Here is a 20,179-nt window from a genome sequence, read left to right on the forward strand (position 1 = left end):
CTCCGGCAGGCATCCGTGCCCGGCGGTCAGCTGTCCAACAGCCCGTCCACCAACGCCCGGAGCCCGTCCAGGTAGGTGTCCTCGACGGTCAGCTCGGCCCAGCGGTCCGCCATTCGAGCCAGGCGCGGGAGCTCGCCGGGGTCGAGATCCGCGAAGACCCGGTCCCGGTAGGTCGGTTGGTCGTCCGTCGCGCGCCGCCGGGCCGCTGTCGCCCGGACCAGGATCTCGCCGGCGGTGTAGTACCAGATCGCGCGGTAGCCGTGCACGGCCCGCTCGGGCGTCAGCCCGCACTCGACCAGGCCGTCCACGATCTGCTCCACGAACCACAGGGCGGCGGTGGACATCAGGTCATCGGCGGTCAGCACCTCCACGATCCAGGGACAGGCCGCCAGCACATCGTGGATCGCGACGGCGGCGACCACGACCCGTTCGCGGGGCTGGTCGGGCAGCGCGGGCCGGTGCAGCGTCCGCTCGGCGTAGTCGTCGAGCAGCAGGAGGAGCAGTTCCTCCTTGTCGCGGACATGGTGGTAGAGCGCCATCGGCGTACTGCCGATCTCCTTGGCGAGCCGCCGCATGGTCAGCCGGTCCGCGCCTTCCTCGGTCACGATCCGGCGGGCCGTCCCGATGATGTCTTCCCGGGAGATACGGGCAGGCCGACCGGGGGCCTTGCGCGGCGCTGAGGAGTGCGACATGGCCTCATCATCCACCAGGTCTCGACATCGGCGAGCAGCTCCCGCTATTTTTCTTACGCGTACAGAAACGGGCCCCAGCCGGAAGGAACCCCGTCATGACCACCCACCCCATCGACCTGTTCACCTCGGCGCTGCACATCCACCCGGACGGTGAAGTCCGCGCCGCCGCACGGCAGATGGCGTCCAGCGACTCCGGCGCCTGGCAGGTCGCGACGTTCCACGTCGAGACCGACGCCGACGTCCACGCCGACCACTGGGAGCAGCACCCCGAGGCCGAGGAGGCGGTCTGCTGCCTGACCGGCGGCGTACGCCTGTACTTCCGCCCCACCGACCCCGGCGGCGCCGAAGAGATGGTGCGGCTCCCGGCGGGACACGCCGCGATCGTCCCCCGTGGCCGCTGGCACCGCCTGCGACTGGACGGCCCGAGCGACCTGATGTCGATCACGCTCCGCCAGGGCACCCGCCTCGAGAAGCGCACCCCCTGAAGCCCACACCCGCCCGAGCCGATCACCCCCGGCGGCCCAGCCCCGCCGTGGGCCCTACGGTGCCTTCTGGAAATCGCTTGATGCATTAGTTGCGCCAGATCAAGCGTTTTTCGGAGGGGGTACCGGGAGGGACGGGATCGAGCGCGGCCGCCACCCGCCTGGCCACCAGCGGCCGGTGGACGGCGATGGCGCCGCGCCCCCGCCCTCCTGCCCCGCTGCTCAAATGCGCCGAAGGCGCGAGACGGCGCCGCACCCGGCCGAGCCGAGCAGCCCCCGGCTCTTCTAGTCGCCGAACTCGCCGTCTCGGACGGCGTTCACGAACGCCTGCCAGGCGGACGGCTCGAAGAGCAGGGCACCGCGCTCACGGTCCTTGGTGTCGCGGACGGCCTGATGGCCGGTAGAGAGGATGCCCCGTTCGACGCAGCCGTTGTCGTTACCGCTGTAGCTGCTCTTGTGCCAAATCGAGCCGTCCAGCTCAGATATCACGATGCATGTTCCTTGATGAGATCGCGGATGTAGTGCCGGGAGTCAGCGGGAGGCAGCGCGGCGGCCGTCAGTTCATCCCACGCCTTGGAGTACCGCTTCACGTCCTGCCGCTGTTCCAGCAAGCTACCACCGGTGATGTGCTCCAACCAGACAACGTCCGCTGGGGGCTCACCCTTCTGACGAAACATGGTGAACGGCGGATATTGGTCCGCTGGCAAGGCCGCGTCCAGGGGCAGGACCTGGATGTTCACGTTGGGCCGCTCCGCATCTTTCAGCAGTTGTTCGAGCTGCTCCCGGACCGTATCTGCCGAGCCGCCAATGCGGTGCAACGCAGGCACATCGATCACCGCCCGTAGACGAAAACCTGTACCGTCATCCAGCAATTCCTTGCGCTTCATGCGCATCTCGACGTGCAGATCCACACGCTCGGGCGGGTGCACTGCGAACGTCTGGCGCATATACGCCTCAGTCTGAACGAGGCCCGGAATGACAACCGACTCGTACGTGCGCACCAGCTCTGAGTCCGCTTCAAGGGTGAGGTAGTCCCTCAAGCTGTCGCGCAACAATGGGCCTTGATTGCTCCACCAATCGACCTTGTGGATGTCTTTCGCCAGTCGCCGCAGGCTCGCGCACTGGCGCTCGTCCTCGACCCCGTACAGCTTGAACAGCACCGTCAGATCCAGCGGACGGATGCCGCGCTTACCGTTCTCGATCTGACTGACCTTCGGGTGCCCGCACTCCAACGCGTCAGCGGCGTCCTGCACCTTCAGCCCGGCCTCGATGCGCAGCCGACGCAGCTCATTGCCGAGCCGACGACTGCGCATGGTGGGCATATCGCTCTGTGCCATGGGCGCATGCTGTCGTCCAAACGGCGCAACTCACAACCTTCACCCGCGACGTGTACCCAATGGAGTGAATCCAGGACGAACAATTTGCCTGGGCGACGACGTTCCGGTCACGATCGGCGACATTCACCGACCGTCACCGAAAGGCCGTGCCCGCCATGGCAGTTGAAGAGGTCCCCCAGAGTTACGAACAGCACCTGCACGTCGACCCGCAGATACTGCGCGGGATCCGCCGCATCATCCGTGCCCATCTGCGCCTCTGGGGGCGGGACGACCTGGTCGACGCCGTAGCACTCTGCGTCACGGAAGTGCTCACCAATGTCCCCAAGCACACGGGATCCCCCGAATGCCGTCTCCGGCTGTGGAACACCCAGGACGGCGTCCACACGACCATCAGCGACACCGACTCCGCCCTCCCCACCGTCCGCGAACCGGACTGGTGCGCCGAAAGCGGCCGGGGCATGTTCCTCCTCAGCAGCACCGCGTACCGCTGGGCGGCGCTGCCCACGCCCAGCGGCAAGGACGTCTGGTTCGAGTGCAGGCCCGCACACCTCGCACCTTCATCACCCCGCCCTTAGGCTGTCGCCGGACACAGGGGCTACCGGCGCGTAGCGCAGGCCGCGACAGACGCGACAGACCGCTAAGGAGCGCGTGATGAAGGGCTGGACCGCGAGCGACATTCCCGATCAGACCGGCCGCACCGCCGTCGTGACCGGCGCCAACAGCGGGCTCGGATTCGTCACCGCACGGGAGTTGGCGCGGCGCGGTGCGCGGGTGGTGCTCGGGTGCCGCAGCGAGAAGCGGGGGGACGAGGCGGCGGAGCGGATCCGGGCGCAGGCGCCGGGCGCGCGGGTGGCGGTCGTGCCGCTGGACCTCGCGGACCTGACGTCCGTACGGGCCTTCGCGGCCGCGCACAAGGGCGACCGGCTCGATCTGCTGATCAACAACGCGGGCGTGATGGCCCTCCCGCACCGCAGGACCGTCGATGGCTTCGAGATGCAGTTCGGCGTCAACCACCTGGGGCACTTCGCGCTGACCGGGCTGCTGCTGCCGAAGCTGCTGGAGGCGGGCCCGGGGGCGCGGGTGGTCACCGTCTCCAGCTTTATGCACATGCTGGGGACGGTGGACCCCCGCGACCTGAACATGGAGCGAAGGTACCGGCGTTGGGTCGCCTACGCCCGCTCCAAGTCCGCCAATCTCCTCTTCACCCACGAGCTCGCCCACCGGCTGCGCGCGGCGGGCGTCCGCCTCGTGGCGGCCGCCGCGCACCCCGGCTACGCCGCGACCAACCTCATGTCCGCCGCGCCGAAGATGGAGGGCCGCCGGGGGAAGGAGCGGTTCATGGAGATCGGCAACCGCTACTTCGCCCAGAGCCCGGAGCAGGGCACGCTGCCCGTCCTGTACGCGGCGACCGGCCCGGACGTCCGCCAGGACGACTTCTTCGGCCCGCCGCTCCAGGGGCTGTTGCGCGGCTCCCCCATCCGCTCGGCCCGCGCCAAGTGGACGCTCAGCGACACGGCCGGGCGGGGGCTGTGGGCCGCGTCCGAGCGGCTGACGGGGGTGCGGTACGAGGCGCTCGCACGCTGAGCCACGTCCGCCGCTGTCGAGCCGTTACGCCTCAGCGCACGGTGATGACCAGCTTGCCCGTGGTACGGCCGGTCTCCCCCTGGACATGCGCGCGGGCGCCTTCGGCGAGGGGGAAGGTGCCGGAGACGTGGGCGCGGAGCCTGCCCCGCTCCACGAGCTCGGCGATGGCGCGCATCCCGGCCTGGTCGTGCTCGACGAGCAGGGTGACGGCGCGTACCTGTGCCTTCTCCGCCGCCGCCCGGGTGTCCTCGGCGCCCGGCACCAGGGAGACGAGGGTGCCGCCGGGGCGGAGCACGCCCACGGAACGGGTGGCGGTCTCCCCGCCGAGGGCGTCGAGGACGACGTCGTAGCGCTCCTCGGTGTCGGTGAAGTCCTCGGAGCGGTGGTCGACGCAGACGTCCGCGCCGAGCTCGCGCAGGAAGTCGTGCTTGGGGCCGCTCGCCGTCCCGGTGACGTGCGCGCCGCGCTCCTTGGCGATCTGTACGGCGAGATGGCCGACACCGCCCGCCGCGGCGTGGATCAGCACCCGCTGCCCGGCCCGGAGGCCCGCGGTCTCGACGAGGGCCTGCCAGGCGGTGAGCGCGGCCAGCGGCAGCGCGGCCGCCTGGACGTGGTCGATCCCGGCGGGCTTGGCGGCGAAGGCGCGGGTGGGGCCGGTCACGTACTCGGCGTGGGAGCCGGCCCCGTACGGGTAGGGCAGCATGCCGAACACCTCGTCACCGGGCTGGAAGAGGGTGACGCCGAAACCGGTCTCCACGACGGTGCCGGAGACGTCCCAGCCGAGGGTCAGCGGCGGGGGCGGCAGGAAGATGCTCAGCGCGCGGTGTTTGAAGTCCGTGGGGTTGAGTCCGGCCGCGTGCACGGCGACGAGGATCTCCCCGGGGCCGGGCGCGGGCCGCGGAAGCTCGGTCAGCCGCAGGACCTCGGGGCCGCCGAGGGCCGTCTGGTGCAGGGCGAGCATCACGTTCTCGGGGGTGTCGAGGTTGTCAGGGGTGTCGCGGTTCTCGGGGGTGTCGCGGTTCTCAGGGGTGTCCGTCGAAGTCATGCCCCGATCCTGGCCGTACGATCGGGCCCGGGGCGATGGCCAGAAGGTCAGCCTCCGATACATTCCTGCCATGTCCATCGCCCCTGCCGCCCGCCGCCCTCCCGGAGCCCACGGCACTCCCGGCCCCCGCCCCGCGGCCACCGCGACCACCGCGACCGCCGCAGCCACCGCGACCACCGCGTCCGCCGCGGCCACCGCGACCGCCGCGCCCTCCCGGGCCCGTGACCTCGCCGACCGCGCGGCACACGCGGCACACGCGGCACACGCGGCCCGGCTGGACCGTCTGATGCACCCGGACCCGCGACCCAGCGCGCACAAGGTCGTCGTCCTCGCCCTCGACGGCGTCTACCCCTTCGAACTCGGCATCCCGCACCGGGTCCTGGGGTCCGCCGACGGCCGCTACGAGGTGCTGTCCGCGAGCGCGGACGGGCGGCCCGTACGCACCGACTCGGACCTGACGGTCACCCCCGGGCACGGTCCCGAGGTGCTGGCCGAGGCGGACACCGTGGTCATCCCGCCGTACGCGATCTCCCGGGCCTCGGCCGCCACCCCGGACCCGCAGGCCCTCGCCGCCCTGTCCCGCGTCCGCCCCGGCGCCCGTCTGGTGTCCATCTGCACCGGCGCCTTCCTGCTGGCCGCCGCCGGTCGCCTGGACGGGCGGCGGGCCACCACCCACTGGGCGCTCAGCGACCACTTCCGGGAGCTGTTCCCCCGGGTCGAGCTCGACGCCGATGTGCTCTTCGTCGACCACGGTGACGTGCTGACCTCCGCCGGGGCGGCGAGCGGTGTCGACGTCTGCCTGCACCTGGTCCGCCAGGACCACGGCAGCGAGGTGGCCAACCAGGTCGCCCGCTGCTGCGTCGTACCGCCGTACCGGGACGGCGGGCAGGCGCAGTACATCGAGCGGCCGCTGCCGCCGGCGGGCGACACCGGCACCGGGCCGACCCGCGACTGGGCGCTGCAACGGCTGGAACTGCCGCTGTCGCTGGACGAGTTGGCCGCGCACGCGGCGATGAGCACCCGTACCTTCGCCCGGCGCTTCCGGGAGGAGACCGGTCTGAGCCCCGGCCGCTGGCTGACCCAGCAGCGGCTGCGGCGGGCGCGGCGCCTGCTGGAGTCCAGCGACCTGCCGGTGGAACGGGTCGCCCACGAGGTCGGCTTCGCCACCGCCACCTCGCTGCGGCGGCACCTGGCGGCGGAGGCGGGGGTCGCCCCGTCGGCGTACCGGCGCACCTTCCGCGCCCCGGATACGCCTGATACCCCGGACGCCCCGGACGCCCCGGACACCCCGGACACCCCGGACGCATCGTGACCGCCACGGCGCCGGGGCATCGGGTACTGTGGCCCCACCCGTACGCACCGAGGAGGTGAGACCCATCAACGCCAGTTCAGGCTGGGTGCTCTCGCCGCAGGGATACACGGGATAGCTGACTGCCGGGAGCGCCCTCAGGGATCCCGAAAGGCTTCCAGGCTTCCATGTCGGCTTCACCCTCACTTGTCACCTTTTCCGCCGTCGTCACCAGGCTCCGCGCCGCCGGGTGCGTGTTCGCCGAGGACGAGGCGCGGCTGATCCTTTCCGTGGGCCACGTTCCGGCCGAGATCGACGCCATGGTGGAGCGGCGCGCCGCCGGGCTGCCACTGGAGCATGTGCTCGGCTGGGCGGACTTCCGGGGGCTTCGGATATCCATCGACGCCGGGGTCTTCGTACCGCGCCGGCGCACCGAGTTCCTGGTCGAGCAGGCCGTACCGCTGGCCCGGCCCGGGGCCGTCGTGGTCGATCTGTGCTGCGGCTCTGGCGCGCTGGGCGCCGCGCTGGCCTCGGCCCTGGGTGAGGTGGAGCTGTACGCGGCCGATATCGACCCCGTCGCGGTGCGCTGCGCGCGGCGCAACGTGGGGGCGGCGGGCGGCACGGTGTACGAGGGCGATCTGTACGATCCGCTGCCCGCCGCGCTGCGCGGCCGCGTGGACGTCCTGCTGGCCAACGTCCCGTACGTGCCCACCGAGGAGGTCGGGCTGCTGCCGCCGGAGGCCCGGGTCCACGAGGCGCGCGTGGCGCTGGACGGCGGCGCGGACGGGCTGGACGTCCTGCGCCGCGTGACCGCCGGGGCGGGCGGCTGGCTGACCCCGGGCGGCTCGCTCCTCTTCGAGACGAGCGGACGGCAGGCGCGCGTGGCGATGGCCATCGTGGCGGAGGGCGGGATGGAGCCGCAGCTGGCCGAATGCGATGAGTGGGACGCCACGGTCATCATCGGCACGAGCCCATCGGCCTCCGGTCCGTGACGCCTGCGGCGGGCTGCTCCCCTCCCCGCCCCTTCCCGTAACCGGGGGCTCCGCCCCCGGACCCCCAGGGTCTGGGGCAGAGCCCCGCGCCACGCGGCGGAGCCGCATATCGACACTACGGAAAGGGGCGGAGCCCCGGCCCGAGGTCAGGGGCAGAGCCCCAGTCCGGAGTCCGGGGCAGGCCCCGGTTTTGGGTCTGGGGCTGGGCCCCAGACCGGCGTCCGGGGCTGGGCCCCAGTTTCGGGAAGGGGCGGGGAGGGGAAAGACCCCCGCCCCGCGCCTACGCGCGCAACTCCTCCGCCGCGTCCGCCACCCGCGCAATCAACCGCAGCAGGGTCTCCCGCTCCGTCTCGTCCAGCGGGGCCAGGAAGACCCGGTTCATCCGGGACGTCCGGGTGACCAGCTTTCGGTGGAGCCGGATGCCCTCCTCCGTCAGCCGCAGGACGTTGCGGCGGCCGTCGTTCGGGTCCCGCACCCGCTCCAGCAGGCCGCGCCGGGCCAGCCGGGCGACCAGGTCGGCGATGGTGGAGCGGTCGAGGTGTACGTGTTCGCTCAGCGTCCGCTGGTCGATCTCCGGTTTCTCGATCAGCGCGTTGACCACCGCGAACTGCGGCGAGGTGGTCTCCTCGGAGACCATCGCGCCCCACAGCAGGGAGTGCGCCTGCTGGAGGCGGCGGGCCAGATGACCGGGGTGTGTGTTCAGATCGACCGCGCCGCCCATGCCGTGCCTCCCATCCCATGGCTCCCGGCTTGGATGCTTGGATTGCCCATTACTCCGTGCACTGAATGATTCTGCCCTGTGGAAGACCCCATGTCGAGAGGCCGACATTCGACCTAGACTCCCTTGACGAGCGCACCAGCCAATGGCAGCGTGCGAAATCAACACCACATCGATACCAACATCGACACCACATTAGTCAGCATACTGAGCATCCCGACCCGCGGAGTGACGATGGCCGACATCCGAAGCCTGCCGGACGCCGTGGCGGACCTCGTCCACGACGGGGACACCGTCGCGATGGAGGGATTCACCCACCTGATCCCGTACGCCGCCGCGCACGAGGTCATCCGCCAGGGCATCACCGATCTGACCCTCGTCCGGATGACCCCGGACGTCATCTACGACCAGCTCATCGGCGCCGGACTCGTCCGCAAGCTGGTGTTCTCCTGGGGCGGCAACCCCGGCGTGGGCTCGCTGCACCGCTTCCGTGACGCCGTGGAGAACGGCTGGCCGCGGCCGCTGGAGCTGGACGAGCACAGCCACGCGGGCATGGCGAACCGCTATGTGGCGGGCGCCTCCAAGCTGCCGTTCGCCGTGTTGCGCGGCTATCGCGGCAGCGACATCCCGACCCGTACGGACACCGTCTCCACCGTCGTCTGCCCGTTCACCGGGGAGGAGCTGGCCGCCGTCGCGGCGCTCAACCCGGACGTCACCGTCATCCACGCCCAGCAGGCCGACCGGTCCGGCAATGTGCAGATGTGGGGGCTGACCGGGGTGCAGAAGGAGGCGGCGCTCGCGGCCGACCGGGTGCTGGTGACCGTGGAGGAGATCGTCGAGGAGCTGACACCACGCCCCGGCGGGATCGTCCTGCCGACGTGGGTGATCGACGCGGTGTCCGTCGTCCCCGGCGGCGCCCACCCCTCCTACGCCACCGGGTACTCGACCCGCGACAACGACTTCTACCAGGCGTGGGACCGGATCGCCCGGGACCGCGAGGCGTTCACGCAGTGGATCGAGAAGAACGTGCGAAACAGCGAAGGGGCGCTCACCCGATGACCGAAACCTACGCCCCGGAATTCACCAGCGACGAGCTGATGGAGGTCAACGCCGCCCGCGCCCTGGCCAGTGCGCGGACCTGCTTCGTCGGCATCGGCCTCCCCAGCACCGCCGCCAACCTGGCCCGCGCCACCGTCAACCCGGGCCTCGTGCTCATCTACGAGTCGGGCACCATCGGCTCCAAGCCCACCCGGCTCCCGCTCTCCATCGGCGACGGCGAACTCGCCGACACGGCCGACGCGGTGGTCCCGGTGCCGGAGATGTTCAACTACTGGCTCCAGGGCGGCCGGATCGACGTCGGCTTCCTCGGCGCCGCCCAGGTCGACCGCTACGCCAACATCAACACCACCGTCGTGGACCGCGGCCCGGACAAGCCCGAGGGCCGCCTCCCCGGCGCGGGCGGCGCCCCCGAGATCGCCTCCAACTGCGGCAAGGTGCTCATGGTGCTGCGCCACTCCACCCGCAACTTCGTGCGGCGGCTGGACTTCGTGACGACCCTGGGCCACGGCGGCGGCCCCGGCGACCGTAAGAAGCTCGGCATGCCGGGCGCCGGCCCCACCGCCGTCATCACCGACCTGGGCGTCCTGCGCCCCGACCCGGCCACCGCCGAGCTGGTGCTCACCGAAGTGCACCCGGGCGTCACCGTGGAGCGGGTCCGGGCCGCCACCGGCTGGGAGCTGACCGTCGCCGACACCGTGACCACCACCGAGCCGCCCACCCCTGACGAGCTGGCCGCACTGCGCACCCTGAAGGCCGCCGGAAAGGACGCACGATGACCGCCCTGCGTGACGTCTATGTCGTCGACGCCGTCCGCACCCCCATCGGCCGTTACGGCGGCGCCCTGGCCGGGGTGCGCCCCGACGACCTGGCCGCCCATGTGGTGCGCGGCCTGCTCGCCCGCACCCCCGCCCTGGACCCGGCGCGCATCGACGACGTCTACTTCGGCAACGCCAACGGCGCGGGCGAGGAGAACCGCGATGTCGCCCGCATGGCCGTACTGCTGGCCGGGCTGCCCGTCACCGTGCCCGGCGCGACCGTCAACCGGCTCTGCGCCTCGGGCCTGGAGGCCGTGCTCCAGGCCGCCCGCGCGATCGCGGTCGGCGACGCGCACATCGCGCTCGCGGGCGGGGTGGAGTCGATGAGCCGCGCCCCCTGGGTGCTGCCCAAGCCCGAACGCGCCTTCCCCGCCGGGCATCAGCAGATGTACTCCACGACTCTGGGCTGGCGGATGACCAACCCGGACATGCCGCCCGAGTGGACCGTCGCCCTCGGCGAGGGCGCCGAGCTGATCGCCGACAAGCACGGCATCACCCGCGAGGCACAGGACGCGTTCGCGCTCGCCAGCCATGAGAAGGCGGCGCGGGCGTGGAAGGACGGGGCGTACGAGGCCGAGGTGCTGCCGTATCCGGACACAGAGCTCGTCCGGGACGAGACCATCCGCGAGAACACTTCCACCGAGGCCCTGGCCAAGCTCAAGCCCGCCTTCCGCAAACCCGGCGGCACCGTCACCGCGGGCAACTCCTCGCCCCTCAACGACGGCGCGGCCGCGCTGCTGCTCGTCGACGAGGAGGGGCTGAAGGCCACCGGACGCGAGCCCCTGGCCCGGATCGGCGCGTCGGCCGTGACCGGTATCGAACCGCAGTACTTCGGGCTCGGCCCGGTCGAGGCCGTACGCCGCGCCCTCGCCAAGGCGGGCCGCTCGTTCGCCGACCTGACCACCCTCGAACTCAACGAGGCGTTCGCCGCGCAAGTGCTGGGCTGCCTGGCCGAGTGGCCCGACCTGAACCCCCACATCGTCAACCCGCGCGGCGGCGCCATCGCCATCGGCCACCCCCTCGGCGCCTCCGGCGCCCGGCTCACCGGGGCCGTCGCCCATCAGCTCGCCGCCCGCGGCTCGGGGACGGGCCTGGCCACCTTGTGCATCGGCGTCGGACAAGGCCTCGCCCTCGTCCTGGAGAGGTAATCCCGCAACGGAACGGCACGGATGGACACGGATGGAAAGGTAAGGCTGACGGCAGACATGGCTCTCACCCAGTCCGATATCGACGGCGAACTCGCGCACATACGGGAGTCGTACGACAAGGCGCGCGCCGAGGGCGCTCCCGCCACCGATCACCCGCCGCGCGACTTCCCCCCGTACCGCAGCAGTGTGCTGCGCCACCCCAAACAGCCGCTGGTCGCGGTGGACGGCGACCCGGAGACCGTGGAGCTGCACACCCCGGTCTTCGGCCACACCGACATCACCGCGATCGACAACGACCTCACGGTGCAGCACCAGGGCGAACCGCTCGGCGAGCGGATCACCGTCTCCGGACGGCTCCTGGACAGCCGGGGCCGCCCCGTCCGGGGGCAGCTCATCGAGCTGTGGCAGGCCAACGCATCGGGCCGCTACGCCCATCTGCGCGATCAGCACCCCGCGCCACTCGACCCCAACTTCACCGGTGTGGGGCGGACGTTGACGGGCGACGACGGTTCGTACCACTTCACCACCATCAAGCCGGGCGCGTATCCGTGGCGCAACCACGAGAACGCCTGGCGCCCCGCGCATCTGCACTTCTCCGTCTTCGGCGCGGCGTTCACGCAGCGGCTGGTCACCCAGATGTACTTCCCCGGCGATCCGCTCTTCGCCTACGACCCGATCCTTCAGTCGGTGACGGACGACTCCGCGCGGCAGCGGCTGGTCGCCCGTTACGACCACGCGCTGTCGCGGCCGGAGTGGTCGCTGGGCTACCGCTGGGACATCGTGCTGGACGGGCCGTCCGCCACGTGGATCGAGGAGGGGCGCTGATGAGTGAGAGGCCCGCACCCGCACCCGCACCCGCACAGGGGCTCGCGCCCACCCCCTCCCACACCGTGGGCCCGTTCTACGGCTACGCCCTGCCCTTCCCCGCCGGCGGCGAGATGGCCCCGGCGGGCCACCCCGACGCCATCACGCTCCACGGCCATGTCCGCGACGGCGAGGGCGCCCCCGTTCCGGACGCGCTGGTGGAGCTGTGGCAGGCGGGCCCGGACGGTTCGCTCGCCGGGGCGGGCGGGTCGATGCGGCGCGACCCGGTGACCGGCGGCTTCCTCGGGCGCAACGGTGTGGACTTCACCGGCTTCGGCCGCATCGCCACCGACGCGGACGGCCACTGGACGGCCCGTACGCTGCCGCCGGGCGGCCCGGCCGCGCCCGCCGCGCCGTACATCAGCGTGTGCGTCCACGCCCGGGGGCTGCTGCACCACCTCTTCACCCGCGTGTACTTCCCCGAGAACGCCGAGGCCAACGCCGCCGATCCGCTGCTCGCCTCGCTGGATCCGGCGCGCCGCGAGACGCTGGTGGCGACGGCGGGGTCCCCGCCGGGGACATATCGCTTCGACATCCGCCTTCAAGGCGAAGGGGAGACGGTTTTCCTTGAGTTCCGCTAGTCCTGGTACTTCCGGCAGCGACGACGTGGGGTTGCTGTCCCCGGTGCGGGCCGGGTCGGCGGTGGAGGCCGCCACGGGCGACACGGCGTTCCTGCAAGCCATGCTGGACGCCGAGGCCGCGCTGGCGCGGGTGGTGGCACCGGCCGGTGCGGCGGAGGCGGTGGCGGGCGCGGCCCGCGTCGAGCTGTACGACGTACGCGATCTGGCGCTGCGCGCCCGCTCGGGGGGCAACCCGGTCATCCCGCTGGTCGCCGAACTCACGGCGGCGGTGGCCCGTACGGACGCCGAGGCCGCGTCGTACGTCCACCGGGGCGCGACCAGCCAGGACATCGTGGACACGGCCGCGATGCTGGTGGCGGCGCGGGCGCTGCCGCTGATCGTGGCCGATCTGGAGCGTACGGCGGCGGAGCTGGCGCGGCTCGCCGCCGCGCACCGCGACACCCCGATGCCCGGCCGCACCCTCACCCAGCACGCCGTCCCCACCACCTTCGGGCTGAAGACGGCGGGCTGGCGGGCGCTCGTCCTGGACGCCCGCGACCGGCTGGCGGCGCTGCGGCCGCCCGCGCAACTGGGCGGCGCGGCGGGCACGTTGGCCGCCTTCGACGGCGGGGTTCCGCTGCTGGGCCGGTTCGCCGAGGAGACCGGCCTCGCCGAACCCGAACTCCCATGGCACACCCTGCGCACCCCCGTCGCCGACCTGGGCACCGCGCTCGCCTTCGCCGTGGCGGCGCTGGGGAAGATGGCGGCGGACGTGCTGGTGCTCTCGCGGACGGAGATCGGCGAGGTGGCGGAGGGGGCGGGGGGTGGCTCGTCCGCGATGCCGCACAAGTCGAACCCGGTGCGTGCCACGCTGATGGCCGCCGCGGCCCGTCAGGCCCCGGGGCTCGCCGCGACCCTGCTCGGCTCGCTCGCCGCGGAGGACGAACGGCCGGGTGGGGCGTGGCACGCGGAGTGGCAGCCGCTGCGGGAACTGTTGCGGCTCGCGGGGGGTGCCGCCCGTGACGCCACGGAACTCGCCTCCGGGCTGCGGGTCTTTCCTGACCGGATGGCCGCGAACCTGGGGCTGACGGATGGCCTGATCGTCAGCGAGCGCCTTATCGCGGCGCTCGCGCCGGGGCTCGGGCGGGCCCGTGCGAAGGAAATCCTGGCGGAGGCGGCGAGGGAGGGCGTGGGGCTGGCCGAAGCGCTGTCGGGTGTCCTGCCGCCGGATCGCCTACGCGAACTGACCGACCCGACCACGTATGTGGGTTCGGCGCCCGCACTGACGACGCGGGCACTGACTCGCGATGGGTAGCCCCTGCGGGGGCTTGTCCCCACCCCGCCCCTTCCCGAACCGGGGGACACCCCCGGCCCCCCGCCGCAGGGGCTCCGCCCCACACCCCCGCCGGGGCTCCGCCCCGGACCCCGGTCCTCAAGCGCCGGACGGGCTGGATTTTCCAGCCCGTCCGGCGCTTGAGGACACGCCCGAAGGGCGCTCGGGGGCAGGGGGCTGGAAGAAAGCCCCCGGGGTCCAGGGGCGGAGCCCTTGGTTCGGGAAGGGGCGGGTCGGGGAACAACCACCGGCCCGCACCCGGCCACCAACCCCAACCGCAACCCCAGCCCCAGCCCCAGCCCACGCCGCATCCCACCCCGGAGCACCCACCCCATGACCAACCCCCCGCCACACCACGACCTCAGCGGACCCCCCACCGCCCCACCCCTCATCCTCGGCCCCTCCCTCGGCACCTCCCTCGCCGTCTGGGAGCCCCAGCTCCCCGCGCTCGCCCGGGGCCACCGCGTACTGCGCTGGGATCTGCCCGGTCACGGCGGTTCGCCCGTCGCGCCGCTGCTGCCCTCGGACGGCTCGGCCACCATCGACGGTCTCGCCGCCCTCGTACTGCGGCTCGCCGACGAGCAGGGATGGGAGCGGTTCGCGTACGCGGGGATTTCGATCGGCGGCGCTGTCGGGCTGCATCTCGCCGCCCACCACCCCGAGCGGATCAGCCGACTCTCCGTCGTCTGCTCCTCGGCCCGCTTCGGCGACCCCGCCGTCTGGCGCGAGCGGGCCGCGCTCGTACGGGCCGAGGGGACGGAGGCGATGGTGGCGAGCCGCCCCGGCACCTGGTTCTCGCACGACTTCGCCCGCACGCCCGTCGCCGCCGCGCTGATCGAGGATCTGCGGGCCACCGACCGCGCGGGCTACGCCGCCTGCTGTGACGCCCTCGCCGCGTACGACATGACGGCCGATCTGGAGAAGATCACGGCGCCCACCCTCGTCGTCGCCGGTCGCGACGACCCCGCGACCCCGCCCTCCCACGCCCGCCAAATCGCCGACGCGGTGCCCGGCGCGAGCCTGCTCGAGGTCGCCGGGGCCGCCCACCTGGCGGGCGTGGAGCGGCCGGAGGCGGTCACCGGGGCGCTGCTCGCCCACCACCTCAACAGCCCAGCACCCCCACGGGACGACGCCTCACGCCACGCCGCCGGGATGGCGGTGCGCCGGGCCGTCCTGGGGGACGCGCACGTGGATCGCGCGGTGGCCCGGACGACCCCGTTCACCGCCCGCTTCCAGGACTTCATCACCCGCTACGCCTGGGGCGAGATCTGGACCGGCGACGGGCTGGACCGGCGGACCCGCAGCTGTATCACCCTCACCGCGCTGATCGCCCACGGCCATGACGCCGAACTGGCCATGCACATCCGGGCCGCGCTCACCAACGGGCTGACCCGTGAGGAGATCGGCGAGGTGCTGCTCCAGTCGGCGATCTACTGCGGCGTCCCGGCCGCCAACTCGGCCTTCGCCACCGCCCAGCGCGTCTTCGACGACATGGACACCCAAGGCACCGGGCCCGACACCGACGTCGACTCTGCGTCACATTCCGATACCGAAAAGTGACATCCCCCCGCAACACCTCTGTCGTAATCCGCCTCCATCGTTGATCGTTGAGTCGTACGGAGACCGGGAGTCCGGGAGACCGAGACCGGGAGACGAGGGGGCGCACGCCAATGTCCATGAGCCGCCGAAGGCTGCTGGGTGCGGGCGGAGGGCTGGCCCTGACGGGCGCGCTCGCCTCCGCGTGTGGGTCCAACACCGGGCGGGGCGACGATGACCACGCCGGCCAGCCGGTGATCGAGCAGTGGTACCACCAGTACGGCGAGCCCGGCACCGAACAGGCCGTCAAGCGCTACGCCGACGCGTATCAGAAGGCGAACGTCCAGGTGCAGTGGCGGCCGGGCAACTACGACCAGCAGACCGCGGCCGCGCTGCTCACCAAGTCCGGCCCGGACGTCTTCGAGGTCAACGGCCCGACGCTGGACCAGATCCAGGGCGGCCAGGTGGTCGAACTCACCGATCTCCTCAGCGAGGCGAAGGACGACTTCAACCCGGCCGTGCTCGCCCCGAAGACGTATCAGGGCAAGATCTGGGCCGTACCGCAGGTCATCGACACCCAGCTGCTCTACTACCGCAAGAGCATGCTCAAGGACGCGAATGTAGAACCGCCGCGCAGCCTCGACGCGCTGATCGACGCGGCGAAGGAGCTGACCACCAAGGACGTCAAGGGGCTCTTCCTGGGCAATGACGGCGGCCCCGGCGTCCTCGGCGGCACCCCGCTCAACGCCGCCGGGCTCGCGCTGGTCACCGAGGACGGCGAGGTCGGCTTCGACGATCCGGCCGCCGCCCGGACGCTCGGCAAGCTGCGTCAGCTCTACGCCGAGAAGTCGCTGCTGCTCGGCGCGCCCTCCGACTGGTCGGATCCGGCCGCGTTCACCCAGGGGCTCACCGCCATGCAGTGGTCCGGGCTGTGGGCGCTGCCGCAGGTGAAGAAGGCGCTGGGGGACGACTTCGGGGTGCTGCCGTTCCCCCAGGACGGGGCGCACGGCGCGCCCGCGGTGCCGGTCGGCGCGTACGGGGCGGCGGTCAGCGCACGGGCCCGGGACAAGGCGCTGGCGAAGGCGTATGTGAAGTGGCTGTGGGTGGAACGGACCGACTACCAGGAGGACTTCGCGCTCCGCTACGGCTTCCACATCCCCGCCCGGATCTCGCTCGCCACGAAGGCGGCCAAGCTGCGGCAGGGCCCGGCCGGTGAGGCGGTGCGCTTCGCCACCGACCACGGCCATGCCGAGCCGCTACTGTGGACCTCCGCGAGCAAGACGGCCTACCAGGACGCGCTGAGCCGGATCATCAAGAGCGGGGCCAACCCGGAGAGCGAGCTGCGGTCGGTGGTCCGCAAGACCGAGGCCGAGCTGCGCCGCGTGAAGAAGAAGAGCTGATGCGGGGGAGGTTCGCCCGCGGGCTCCTGGGCCCGCAGAACCGTCATCTGTGGTTCTGGATATTCGTCGGCCCGTTCGTCCTGGGGCTGACCCTCTTCACCTACGTCCCGCTGGCCTGGAGCGTCTACCTCAGCTTCTTCGACGCGCACAACACCGTCTCGCCCACGGACTTCGTCGGCTTCGACAACTACACGGCGATGCTGGGCGACGACGCGTTCACCGACAGCCTGGTGACCTTCCTGGTCTTCACGGCGTTCATCGTCCCGGCCACCTACGCGCTCTCGCTCGCCCTCGCGCTGATGGTCAACCGGCTGCGCTGGGCGCAGGCGTTCTTCCGGTCGGTGTTCTTCCTGCCGGTGGCGTGCTCGTATGTGGTGGCGGCGCTGATCTGGAAGATGTCGATCTTCAACGGGGTGCGCTTCGGGCTGGCCAACACCGTGCTGGACTGGTTCGGCGCCGATCAGATCGCCTGGCTGTCGACCACGGATCCGCCCTGGTACTGGCTGGTCATCGTGACCGTACGGCTGTGGCTCCAGGCGGGGTTCTACATGGTGCTGTTCCTAGCCGGGCTCCAGCGCATCTCCCCGCGGCTGTACGAGGCGGCGGCCGTGGACGGGGCGCGGCCCGGCTGGCAGGTGTTCCGGCACATCACCTTTCCACAGCTGCGGGCGACCTCGGTCGCGGTGGTGCTGCTGCTGGTGATCAACGCCTTCCAGGCGTTCGACGAGTTCTACAACCTGCTGTCGGACTCGCGCGGCTATCCGCCCTACGCCCGCCCGCCGCTGGTCTACCTCTACTACACGGCGCTGGGCCAGGGGCAGAACCTGGGCCTGGGCAGTGCGGGCGCGGTGATCCTGGCGCTGATCATCGCCGTGGTGACGGTGGTGCAGGCCCGCTGGTTCGGCCTGGGCCGGAAGGAGGACTGATGCCCACTCCCCCGAAGTCACGCGATATCCGGCGCCGGAACACCCGCGACGTCCGGGACGCCCTCGTCGGCGTGGGGCGCGCCGTGCGGCTGGTGCTGCTGCTCGCGCTCGCGCTGGTCTTCCTGATCCCGTTCTATCTGCTGGTGCGCAACGGTCTGTCGAGCGAGGCGGACATCACCTCGCCGGGGTGGACGTTCTTCCCGGGCGAGCTGCACTGGTCCAACGTCAGCGAGTTGTTCGACGACCCCAATGTGCCGATGGCGCACGCGCTGCTCAACTCCTCGCTGATCGCGGTCCTCACCACCGTGGGCACCCTGCTGCTGGCCTCGCTCGCCGGGTACGGTCTGGCGCGCATCCCGTACGCCTACGCCAATGTGGTCTTCTACTGGATCCTGGGCACCTTGATGGTCCCGGCGGCGGTCACCTTCGTGCCCAGCTTCGTGCTGGTCAGCTCGCTCGGCTGGGTGTCCACGCTGCGCGGTCTGGTGGTGCCCACACTGTTCAGCGCGGTCGCGGCGTTCATCTTCCGCCAGTACTTCCTGGGCTTCCCCCGGGAGCTGGAGGACGCGGCGCGGGTGGACGGTCTTGGCTACTGGCGTACGTACTGGCGGGTCGTGGTGCCGAACTCCCGGCCGGTCTTCGCGGCGGTGGGCACGATCGTCTTCATCGGCGCCTGGAACTCCTTCCTGTGGCCGCTGGTCATCGGGCAGGACCGGGACGCGTGGACGGTACAGGTGGCGCTGTCGACGTTCACCACCGCCCAGACCGTCAACCTCCATGAGCTGTTCGTGGCGGCGGCGGTGTCGATCGTGCCGCTGCTGGTGGTCTTCCTGGTACTCCAGCGCTATATCGTCGCGGGCGTCGAGCGCACGGGCATCGACGACTGAGGCCGATGCGGCCGGTGCGGCTGGTGTGACCGGTGTGACCGGTGTGGCTCACCCAGCGGCCGGGCCGTCGTCCGGCAGCGGGGCGTACCGCCGCAGCCAGACCTCGGTCTGGGACAGATGCGCGGTGGCGGCCGCGGCGGCGGCCGCCGGATCGCGGGCGGCCACTGGCCACCGGGGCCACGCCGGGGAGTACTGGGGACCACGACATGGCCGAGGGCCGGAAAACCTCATCCGCGCCCTGACGGCCCCCGTCCGCTCGTGGCTACCGGCGGCAGCGCCGCCGGTAGCCCGAAGACGCGCTCCCCGGGCGCCCCGCCCCGCAGCAGCGCCGCCCCCAGCGGGGTCAGCGTGTGGAGGACGGCGCTGCCCTGGCGCAGGGTGTGCACCAGGCCCGCCTCGCGCAGCACACTGGCGTGCTGACTGGCCGAGGCCAGCGATACGCCCACCCTGCGGGCGAGTTCGCTGGTCGTACAGCCGCCGCCGACCTCCAGCAGCACCGCCGAGCGGGTCTGCCCGACCAGCTTGCCGAGCGTCCGGGCGGATCCGGCCCCAGCCTCAGCCCCGGACCCTGGCCCAGCCCCGGACCCTGGCCCGGACGCGACGGCGGGCCGCTGCTCGGGCCGGGTTACGAGGCCACACCGGGCGTGTTCGACGGGGTAGACCAGAACGGGCGTCAGCTCCGGGTTCCGGAAGGTCACCGGCGTCCCCCGGCAGAAGAACGACGGCAGCAGCAACAACCCCCGCCCCCGCAGCCACAGATCGCGGTCCACCGGATAGTCGACCTCCAGCACGGGCGCCCGCCACCGCATCGTCGGCGGCAGCGAGGCCAGCAGCCCATCGGCGCCCCCGTCCAGCAGGGCGCGGCCCCGGGCCACCCGGTCGGCCTCGATCCGGGCCTGGATATGCGGCCAGTACGGGGCGACGGCGGCCTGGTGGTAGGCGCGCAGCGTGCTGATCAGCCGGTCCAGCGATCTTCGCTCGCCCTGCGCCAGATCCCGTATCCACCCCGGGAGCCCCCGGGCCGCCGGAAGCCCCGCCAGCTCCGCGTGCAAGCGCTCACCCGAGATGGCGCGCAGCGCGGACATCGCGGCATCGCAACCGATTACCCCTTCGGCGGGTGTCAGGAAGTCCGGGAAATAGCCACGCGACGGAATGAGCGGCGCAAGCAGCCGCGCTTCGCCGTTGAGTCGGTTTCGCGCCTCGGAACGCCATTTCCCGTATACGGTCTCGGCCCGGTTCTCCCGCAGCCGATGGAAACTTAAAACGGTTTCCCAGAGCGCGTCCGGGCGGACCGCCATCCGCAGCCGGGCCAGATCGAGTTCACTGAAATGAACACGGAGCACCAGACCCCCACACGTGACATTGCGATCGCCCCCCGATCACCGATGAGTATGCACGCTGGCACGGTCAGTCACCACGCCCTTTTAGCCAGATGTGAAACGGGGAGCGGCGCGGAGCCCGGAAGAGGAAAGCTGTTCCCCAGGAAAACCGGGGGCCACCGGGAAAAAACTTC

General features: G+C 71.8%; 21 protein-coding genes. 15 read left to right on the plus strand and 6 right to left on the minus strand.

Annotation, left to right across the window (positions count from 1 at the left end; genetic code table 11):
• Positions 1–26: 26 nt before the first annotated feature.
• Positions 27–692, minus strand: a complete 666-nt coding sequence (locus ACJX2R_RS19160; RefSeq protein ID WP_413101121.1) for a TetR/AcrR family transcriptional regulator — start codon at positions 690–692, stop codon at positions 27–29.
• A gap of 95 nt (positions 693–787) precedes the next feature.
• On the opposite strand from ACJX2R_RS19160, the gene ACJX2R_RS19165 reads away from it, so the two are divergent.
• Positions 788–1,177: a cupin gene (locus tag ACJX2R_RS19165; RefSeq protein ID WP_413101122.1), complete on the plus strand. Its 390-nt coding sequence runs from the start codon at positions 788–790 to the stop codon at positions 1,175–1,177.
• Positions 1,178–1,459: 282 nt separating this feature from the next.
• On the opposite strand, the gene ACJX2R_RS19170 is transcribed toward ACJX2R_RS19165, so the two are convergent.
• Complete coding sequence (locus ACJX2R_RS19170) at positions 1,460–1,663, minus strand: DUF397 domain-containing protein (protein WP_413101123.1); 204 nt, start codon at positions 1,661–1,663, stop codon at positions 1,460–1,462.
• Positions 1,660–2,511 (minus strand): helix-turn-helix domain-containing protein, encoded by an 852-nt coding sequence (locus tag ACJX2R_RS19175; protein ID WP_413101124.1) that lies wholly within the window; start codon positions 2,509–2,511, stop codon positions 1,660–1,662. Before ACJX2R_RS19175 ends, ACJX2R_RS19170 begins: the two co-directional genes overlap by 4 nt.
• 155 nt (positions 2,512–2,666) lie before the next feature.
• Between ACJX2R_RS19175 and ACJX2R_RS19180 the strand changes: the two genes are divergently transcribed.
• Both ACJX2R_RS19180 and ACJX2R_RS19185 read left to right on the plus strand, forming a co-directional pair.
• Complete coding sequence (locus ACJX2R_RS19180; protein ID WP_037946315.1) at positions 2,667–3,086, plus strand: ATP-binding protein; 420 nt, start codon at positions 2,667–2,669, stop codon at positions 3,084–3,086.
• 76 nt (positions 3,087–3,162) lie between these two features.
• Positions 3,163–4,095: an oxidoreductase gene (locus ACJX2R_RS19185; RefSeq protein ID WP_413101125.1), complete on the plus strand. Its 933-nt coding sequence runs from the start codon at positions 3,163–3,165 to the stop codon at positions 4,093–4,095.
• A 31-nt stretch (positions 4,096–4,126) separates the two neighbouring features.
• Here ACJX2R_RS19185 and ACJX2R_RS19190 read toward each other — a convergent pair whose 3' ends face one another.
• Positions 4,127–5,140, minus strand: coding sequence for an NADP-dependent oxidoreductase (locus ACJX2R_RS19190; RefSeq protein ID WP_262700122.1), 1,014 nt, complete (start codon positions 5,138–5,140; stop codon positions 4,127–4,129).
• Positions 5,141–5,426: 286 nt separating this feature from the next.
• Between ACJX2R_RS19190 and ACJX2R_RS19195 the strand changes: the two genes are divergently transcribed.
• Together ACJX2R_RS19195 and ACJX2R_RS19200 are read left to right on the plus strand one after the other, a co-directional pair.
• Positions 5,427–6,452, plus strand: coding sequence for a GlxA family transcriptional regulator (locus ACJX2R_RS19195; RefSeq protein WP_413105898.1), 1,026 nt, complete (start codon positions 5,427–5,429; stop codon positions 6,450–6,452).
• 164 nt (positions 6,453–6,616) lie between these two features.
• Positions 6,617–7,420, plus strand: a complete 804-nt coding sequence (locus ACJX2R_RS19200) for a putative protein N(5)-glutamine methyltransferase (RefSeq protein ID WP_413101126.1) — start codon at positions 6,617–6,619, stop codon at positions 7,418–7,420.
• A 280-nt stretch (positions 7,421–7,700) separates the two neighbouring features.
• On the opposite strand, the gene ACJX2R_RS19205 is transcribed toward ACJX2R_RS19200, so the two are convergent.
• The gene (locus ACJX2R_RS19205) at positions 7,701–8,141 is read right to left on the minus strand and encodes a MarR family winged helix-turn-helix transcriptional regulator (RefSeq protein WP_413101127.1); all 441 of its coding nucleotides are present in this window, start codon (positions 8,139–8,141) and stop codon (positions 7,701–7,703) included.
• 231 nt (positions 8,142–8,372) lie between these two features.
• On the opposite strand from ACJX2R_RS19205, the gene ACJX2R_RS19210 reads away from it, so the two are divergent.
• The 10 genes from ACJX2R_RS19210 to ACJX2R_RS19255 all read left to right on the plus strand — a co-directional run bounded on the left by ACJX2R_RS19210 (position 8,373) and on the right by ACJX2R_RS19255 (position 18,666).
• The gene (locus tag ACJX2R_RS19210) at positions 8,373–9,197 is read left to right on the plus strand and encodes a CoA transferase subunit A (protein ID WP_413101128.1); all 825 of its coding nucleotides are present in this window, start codon (positions 8,373–8,375) and stop codon (positions 9,195–9,197) included.
• On the plus strand, positions 9,194–9,973 hold the full coding sequence (locus ACJX2R_RS19215) for a CoA-transferase subunit beta (protein ID WP_413101129.1): 780 nt from the start codon (positions 9,194–9,196) through the stop codon (positions 9,971–9,973). The genes ACJX2R_RS19210 and ACJX2R_RS19215 overlap by 4 nt, the downstream gene beginning before the upstream one ends.
• Positions 9,970–11,160, plus strand: a complete 1,191-nt coding sequence (locus tag ACJX2R_RS19220) for a thiolase family protein (protein WP_413101130.1) — start codon at positions 9,970–9,972, stop codon at positions 11,158–11,160. Before ACJX2R_RS19215 ends, ACJX2R_RS19220 begins: the two co-directional genes overlap by 4 nt.
• A gap of 57 nt (positions 11,161–11,217) precedes the next feature.
• Positions 11,218–11,985, plus strand: coding sequence for a protocatechuate 3,4-dioxygenase subunit beta (gene pcaH, locus ACJX2R_RS19225; protein WP_262700116.1), 768 nt, complete (start codon positions 11,218–11,220; stop codon positions 11,983–11,985).
• Entirely contained in the window at positions 11,985–12,605 is a 621-nt protein-coding gene (gene pcaG, locus ACJX2R_RS19230) for a protocatechuate 3,4-dioxygenase subunit alpha (RefSeq protein WP_413101131.1), read from the plus strand. The genes pcaH and pcaG overlap by 1 nt, the downstream gene beginning before the upstream one ends.
• Positions 12,592–13,899 carry a 3-carboxy-cis,cis-muconate cycloisomerase gene (gene pcaB, locus ACJX2R_RS19235; protein ID WP_413101132.1) on the plus strand — a complete coding sequence of 436 codons (1,308 nt, stop codon included), beginning with the start codon at positions 12,592–12,594 and terminating at the stop codon, positions 13,897–13,899. The genes pcaG and pcaB overlap by 14 nt, the downstream gene beginning before the upstream one ends.
• A 351-nt stretch (positions 13,900–14,250) precedes the next feature.
• On the plus strand, positions 14,251–15,477 hold the full coding sequence (pcaD, locus tag ACJX2R_RS19240; protein WP_413101133.1) for a 3-oxoadipate enol-lactonase: 1,227 nt from the start codon (positions 14,251–14,253) through the stop codon (positions 15,475–15,477).
• A gap of 110 nt (positions 15,478–15,587) precedes the next feature.
• Positions 15,588–16,853, plus strand: a complete 1,266-nt coding sequence (locus ACJX2R_RS19245; RefSeq protein ID WP_413101134.1) for an ABC transporter substrate-binding protein — start codon at positions 15,588–15,590, stop codon at positions 16,851–16,853.
• Positions 16,853–17,779, plus strand: a complete 927-nt coding sequence (locus tag ACJX2R_RS19250; RefSeq protein ID WP_413101135.1) for a carbohydrate ABC transporter permease — start codon at positions 16,853–16,855, stop codon at positions 17,777–17,779. The genes ACJX2R_RS19245 and ACJX2R_RS19250 overlap by 1 nt, the downstream gene beginning before the upstream one ends.
• Positions 17,779–18,666 carry a carbohydrate ABC transporter permease gene (locus ACJX2R_RS19255; protein WP_413101136.1) on the plus strand — a complete coding sequence of 296 codons (888 nt, stop codon included), beginning with the start codon at positions 17,779–17,781 and terminating at the stop codon, positions 18,664–18,666. Before ACJX2R_RS19250 ends, ACJX2R_RS19255 begins: the two co-directional genes overlap by 1 nt.
• 227 nt (positions 18,667–18,893) lie before the next feature.
• Here the strand turns inward: ACJX2R_RS19255 and ACJX2R_RS19260 are convergent, their stop codons facing one another.
• A complete protein-coding gene (locus tag ACJX2R_RS19260; protein WP_413101137.1) occupies positions 18,894–20,009 on the minus strand; it encodes an ArsR/SmtB family transcription factor in 1,116 nt (371 codons plus the stop codon).
• Positions 20,010–20,179 lie beyond the last annotated feature (170 nt).

It is taken from the genome of Streptomyces sp. Inha503 (assembly GCF_047215865.1).
GTDB classification, from domain to species: domain Bacteria; phylum Actinomycetota; class Actinomycetes; order Streptomycetales; family Streptomycetaceae; genus Streptomyces; species Streptomyces lycopersici.

Coding starts and splice junctions, on each gene's coding strand:
- ACJX2R_RS19160 (WP_413101121.1), bottom strand. CDS start 692: ATGTCGCACTCCTCAGCGCCGCGCAAGGCCCCCGGTCGGCCTGCCCGT.
- ACJX2R_RS19165 (WP_413101122.1), top strand. CDS start 788: ATGACCACCCACCCCATCGACCTGTTCACCTCGGCGCTGCACATCCAC.
- ACJX2R_RS19175 (WP_413101124.1), bottom strand. CDS start 2,511: ATGGCACAGAGCGATATGCCCACCATGCGCAGTCGTCGGCTCGGCAAT.
- ACJX2R_RS19180 (WP_037946315.1), top strand. CDS start 2,667: ATGGCAGTTGAAGAGGTCCCCCAGAGTTACGAACAGCACCTGCACGTC.
- ACJX2R_RS19185 (WP_413101125.1), top strand. CDS start 3,163: ATGAAGGGCTGGACCGCGAGCGACATTCCCGATCAGACCGGCCGCACC.
- ACJX2R_RS19190 (WP_262700122.1), bottom strand. CDS start 5,140: ATGACTTCGACGGACACCCCTGAGAACCGCGACACCCCCGAGAACCGC.
- ACJX2R_RS19195 (WP_413105898.1), top strand. CDS start 5,427: ATGCACCCGGACCCGCGACCCAGCGCGCACAAGGTCGTCGTCCTCGCC.
- ACJX2R_RS19200 (WP_413101126.1), top strand. CDS start 6,617: ATGTCGGCTTCACCCTCACTTGTCACCTTTTCCGCCGTCGTCACCAGG.
- ACJX2R_RS19205 (WP_413101127.1), bottom strand. CDS start 8,141: ATGGGCGGCGCGGTCGATCTGAACACACACCCCGGTCATCTGGCCCGC.
- ACJX2R_RS19210 (WP_413101128.1), top strand. CDS start 8,373: ATGGCCGACATCCGAAGCCTGCCGGACGCCGTGGCGGACCTCGTCCAC.
- ACJX2R_RS19215 (WP_413101129.1), top strand. CDS start 9,194: ATGACCGAAACCTACGCCCCGGAATTCACCAGCGACGAGCTGATGGAG.
- ACJX2R_RS19220 (WP_413101130.1), top strand. CDS start 9,970: ATGACCGCCCTGCGTGACGTCTATGTCGTCGACGCCGTCCGCACCCCC.
- pcaH (WP_262700116.1), top strand. CDS start 11,218: ATGGCTCTCACCCAGTCCGATATCGACGGCGAACTCGCGCACATACGG.
- pcaG (WP_413101131.1), top strand. CDS start 11,985: ATGAGTGAGAGGCCCGCACCCGCACCCGCACCCGCACAGGGGCTCGCG.
- pcaD (WP_413101133.1), top strand. CDS start 14,251: ATGACCAACCCCCCGCCACACCACGACCTCAGCGGACCCCCCACCGCC.
- ACJX2R_RS19245 (WP_413101134.1), top strand. CDS start 15,588: ATGTCCATGAGCCGCCGAAGGCTGCTGGGTGCGGGCGGAGGGCTGGCC.
- ACJX2R_RS19250 (WP_413101135.1), top strand. CDS start 16,853: ATGCGGGGGAGGTTCGCCCGCGGGCTCCTGGGCCCGCAGAACCGTCAT.
- ACJX2R_RS19255 (WP_413101136.1), top strand. CDS start 17,779: ATGCCCACTCCCCCGAAGTCACGCGATATCCGGCGCCGGAACACCCGC.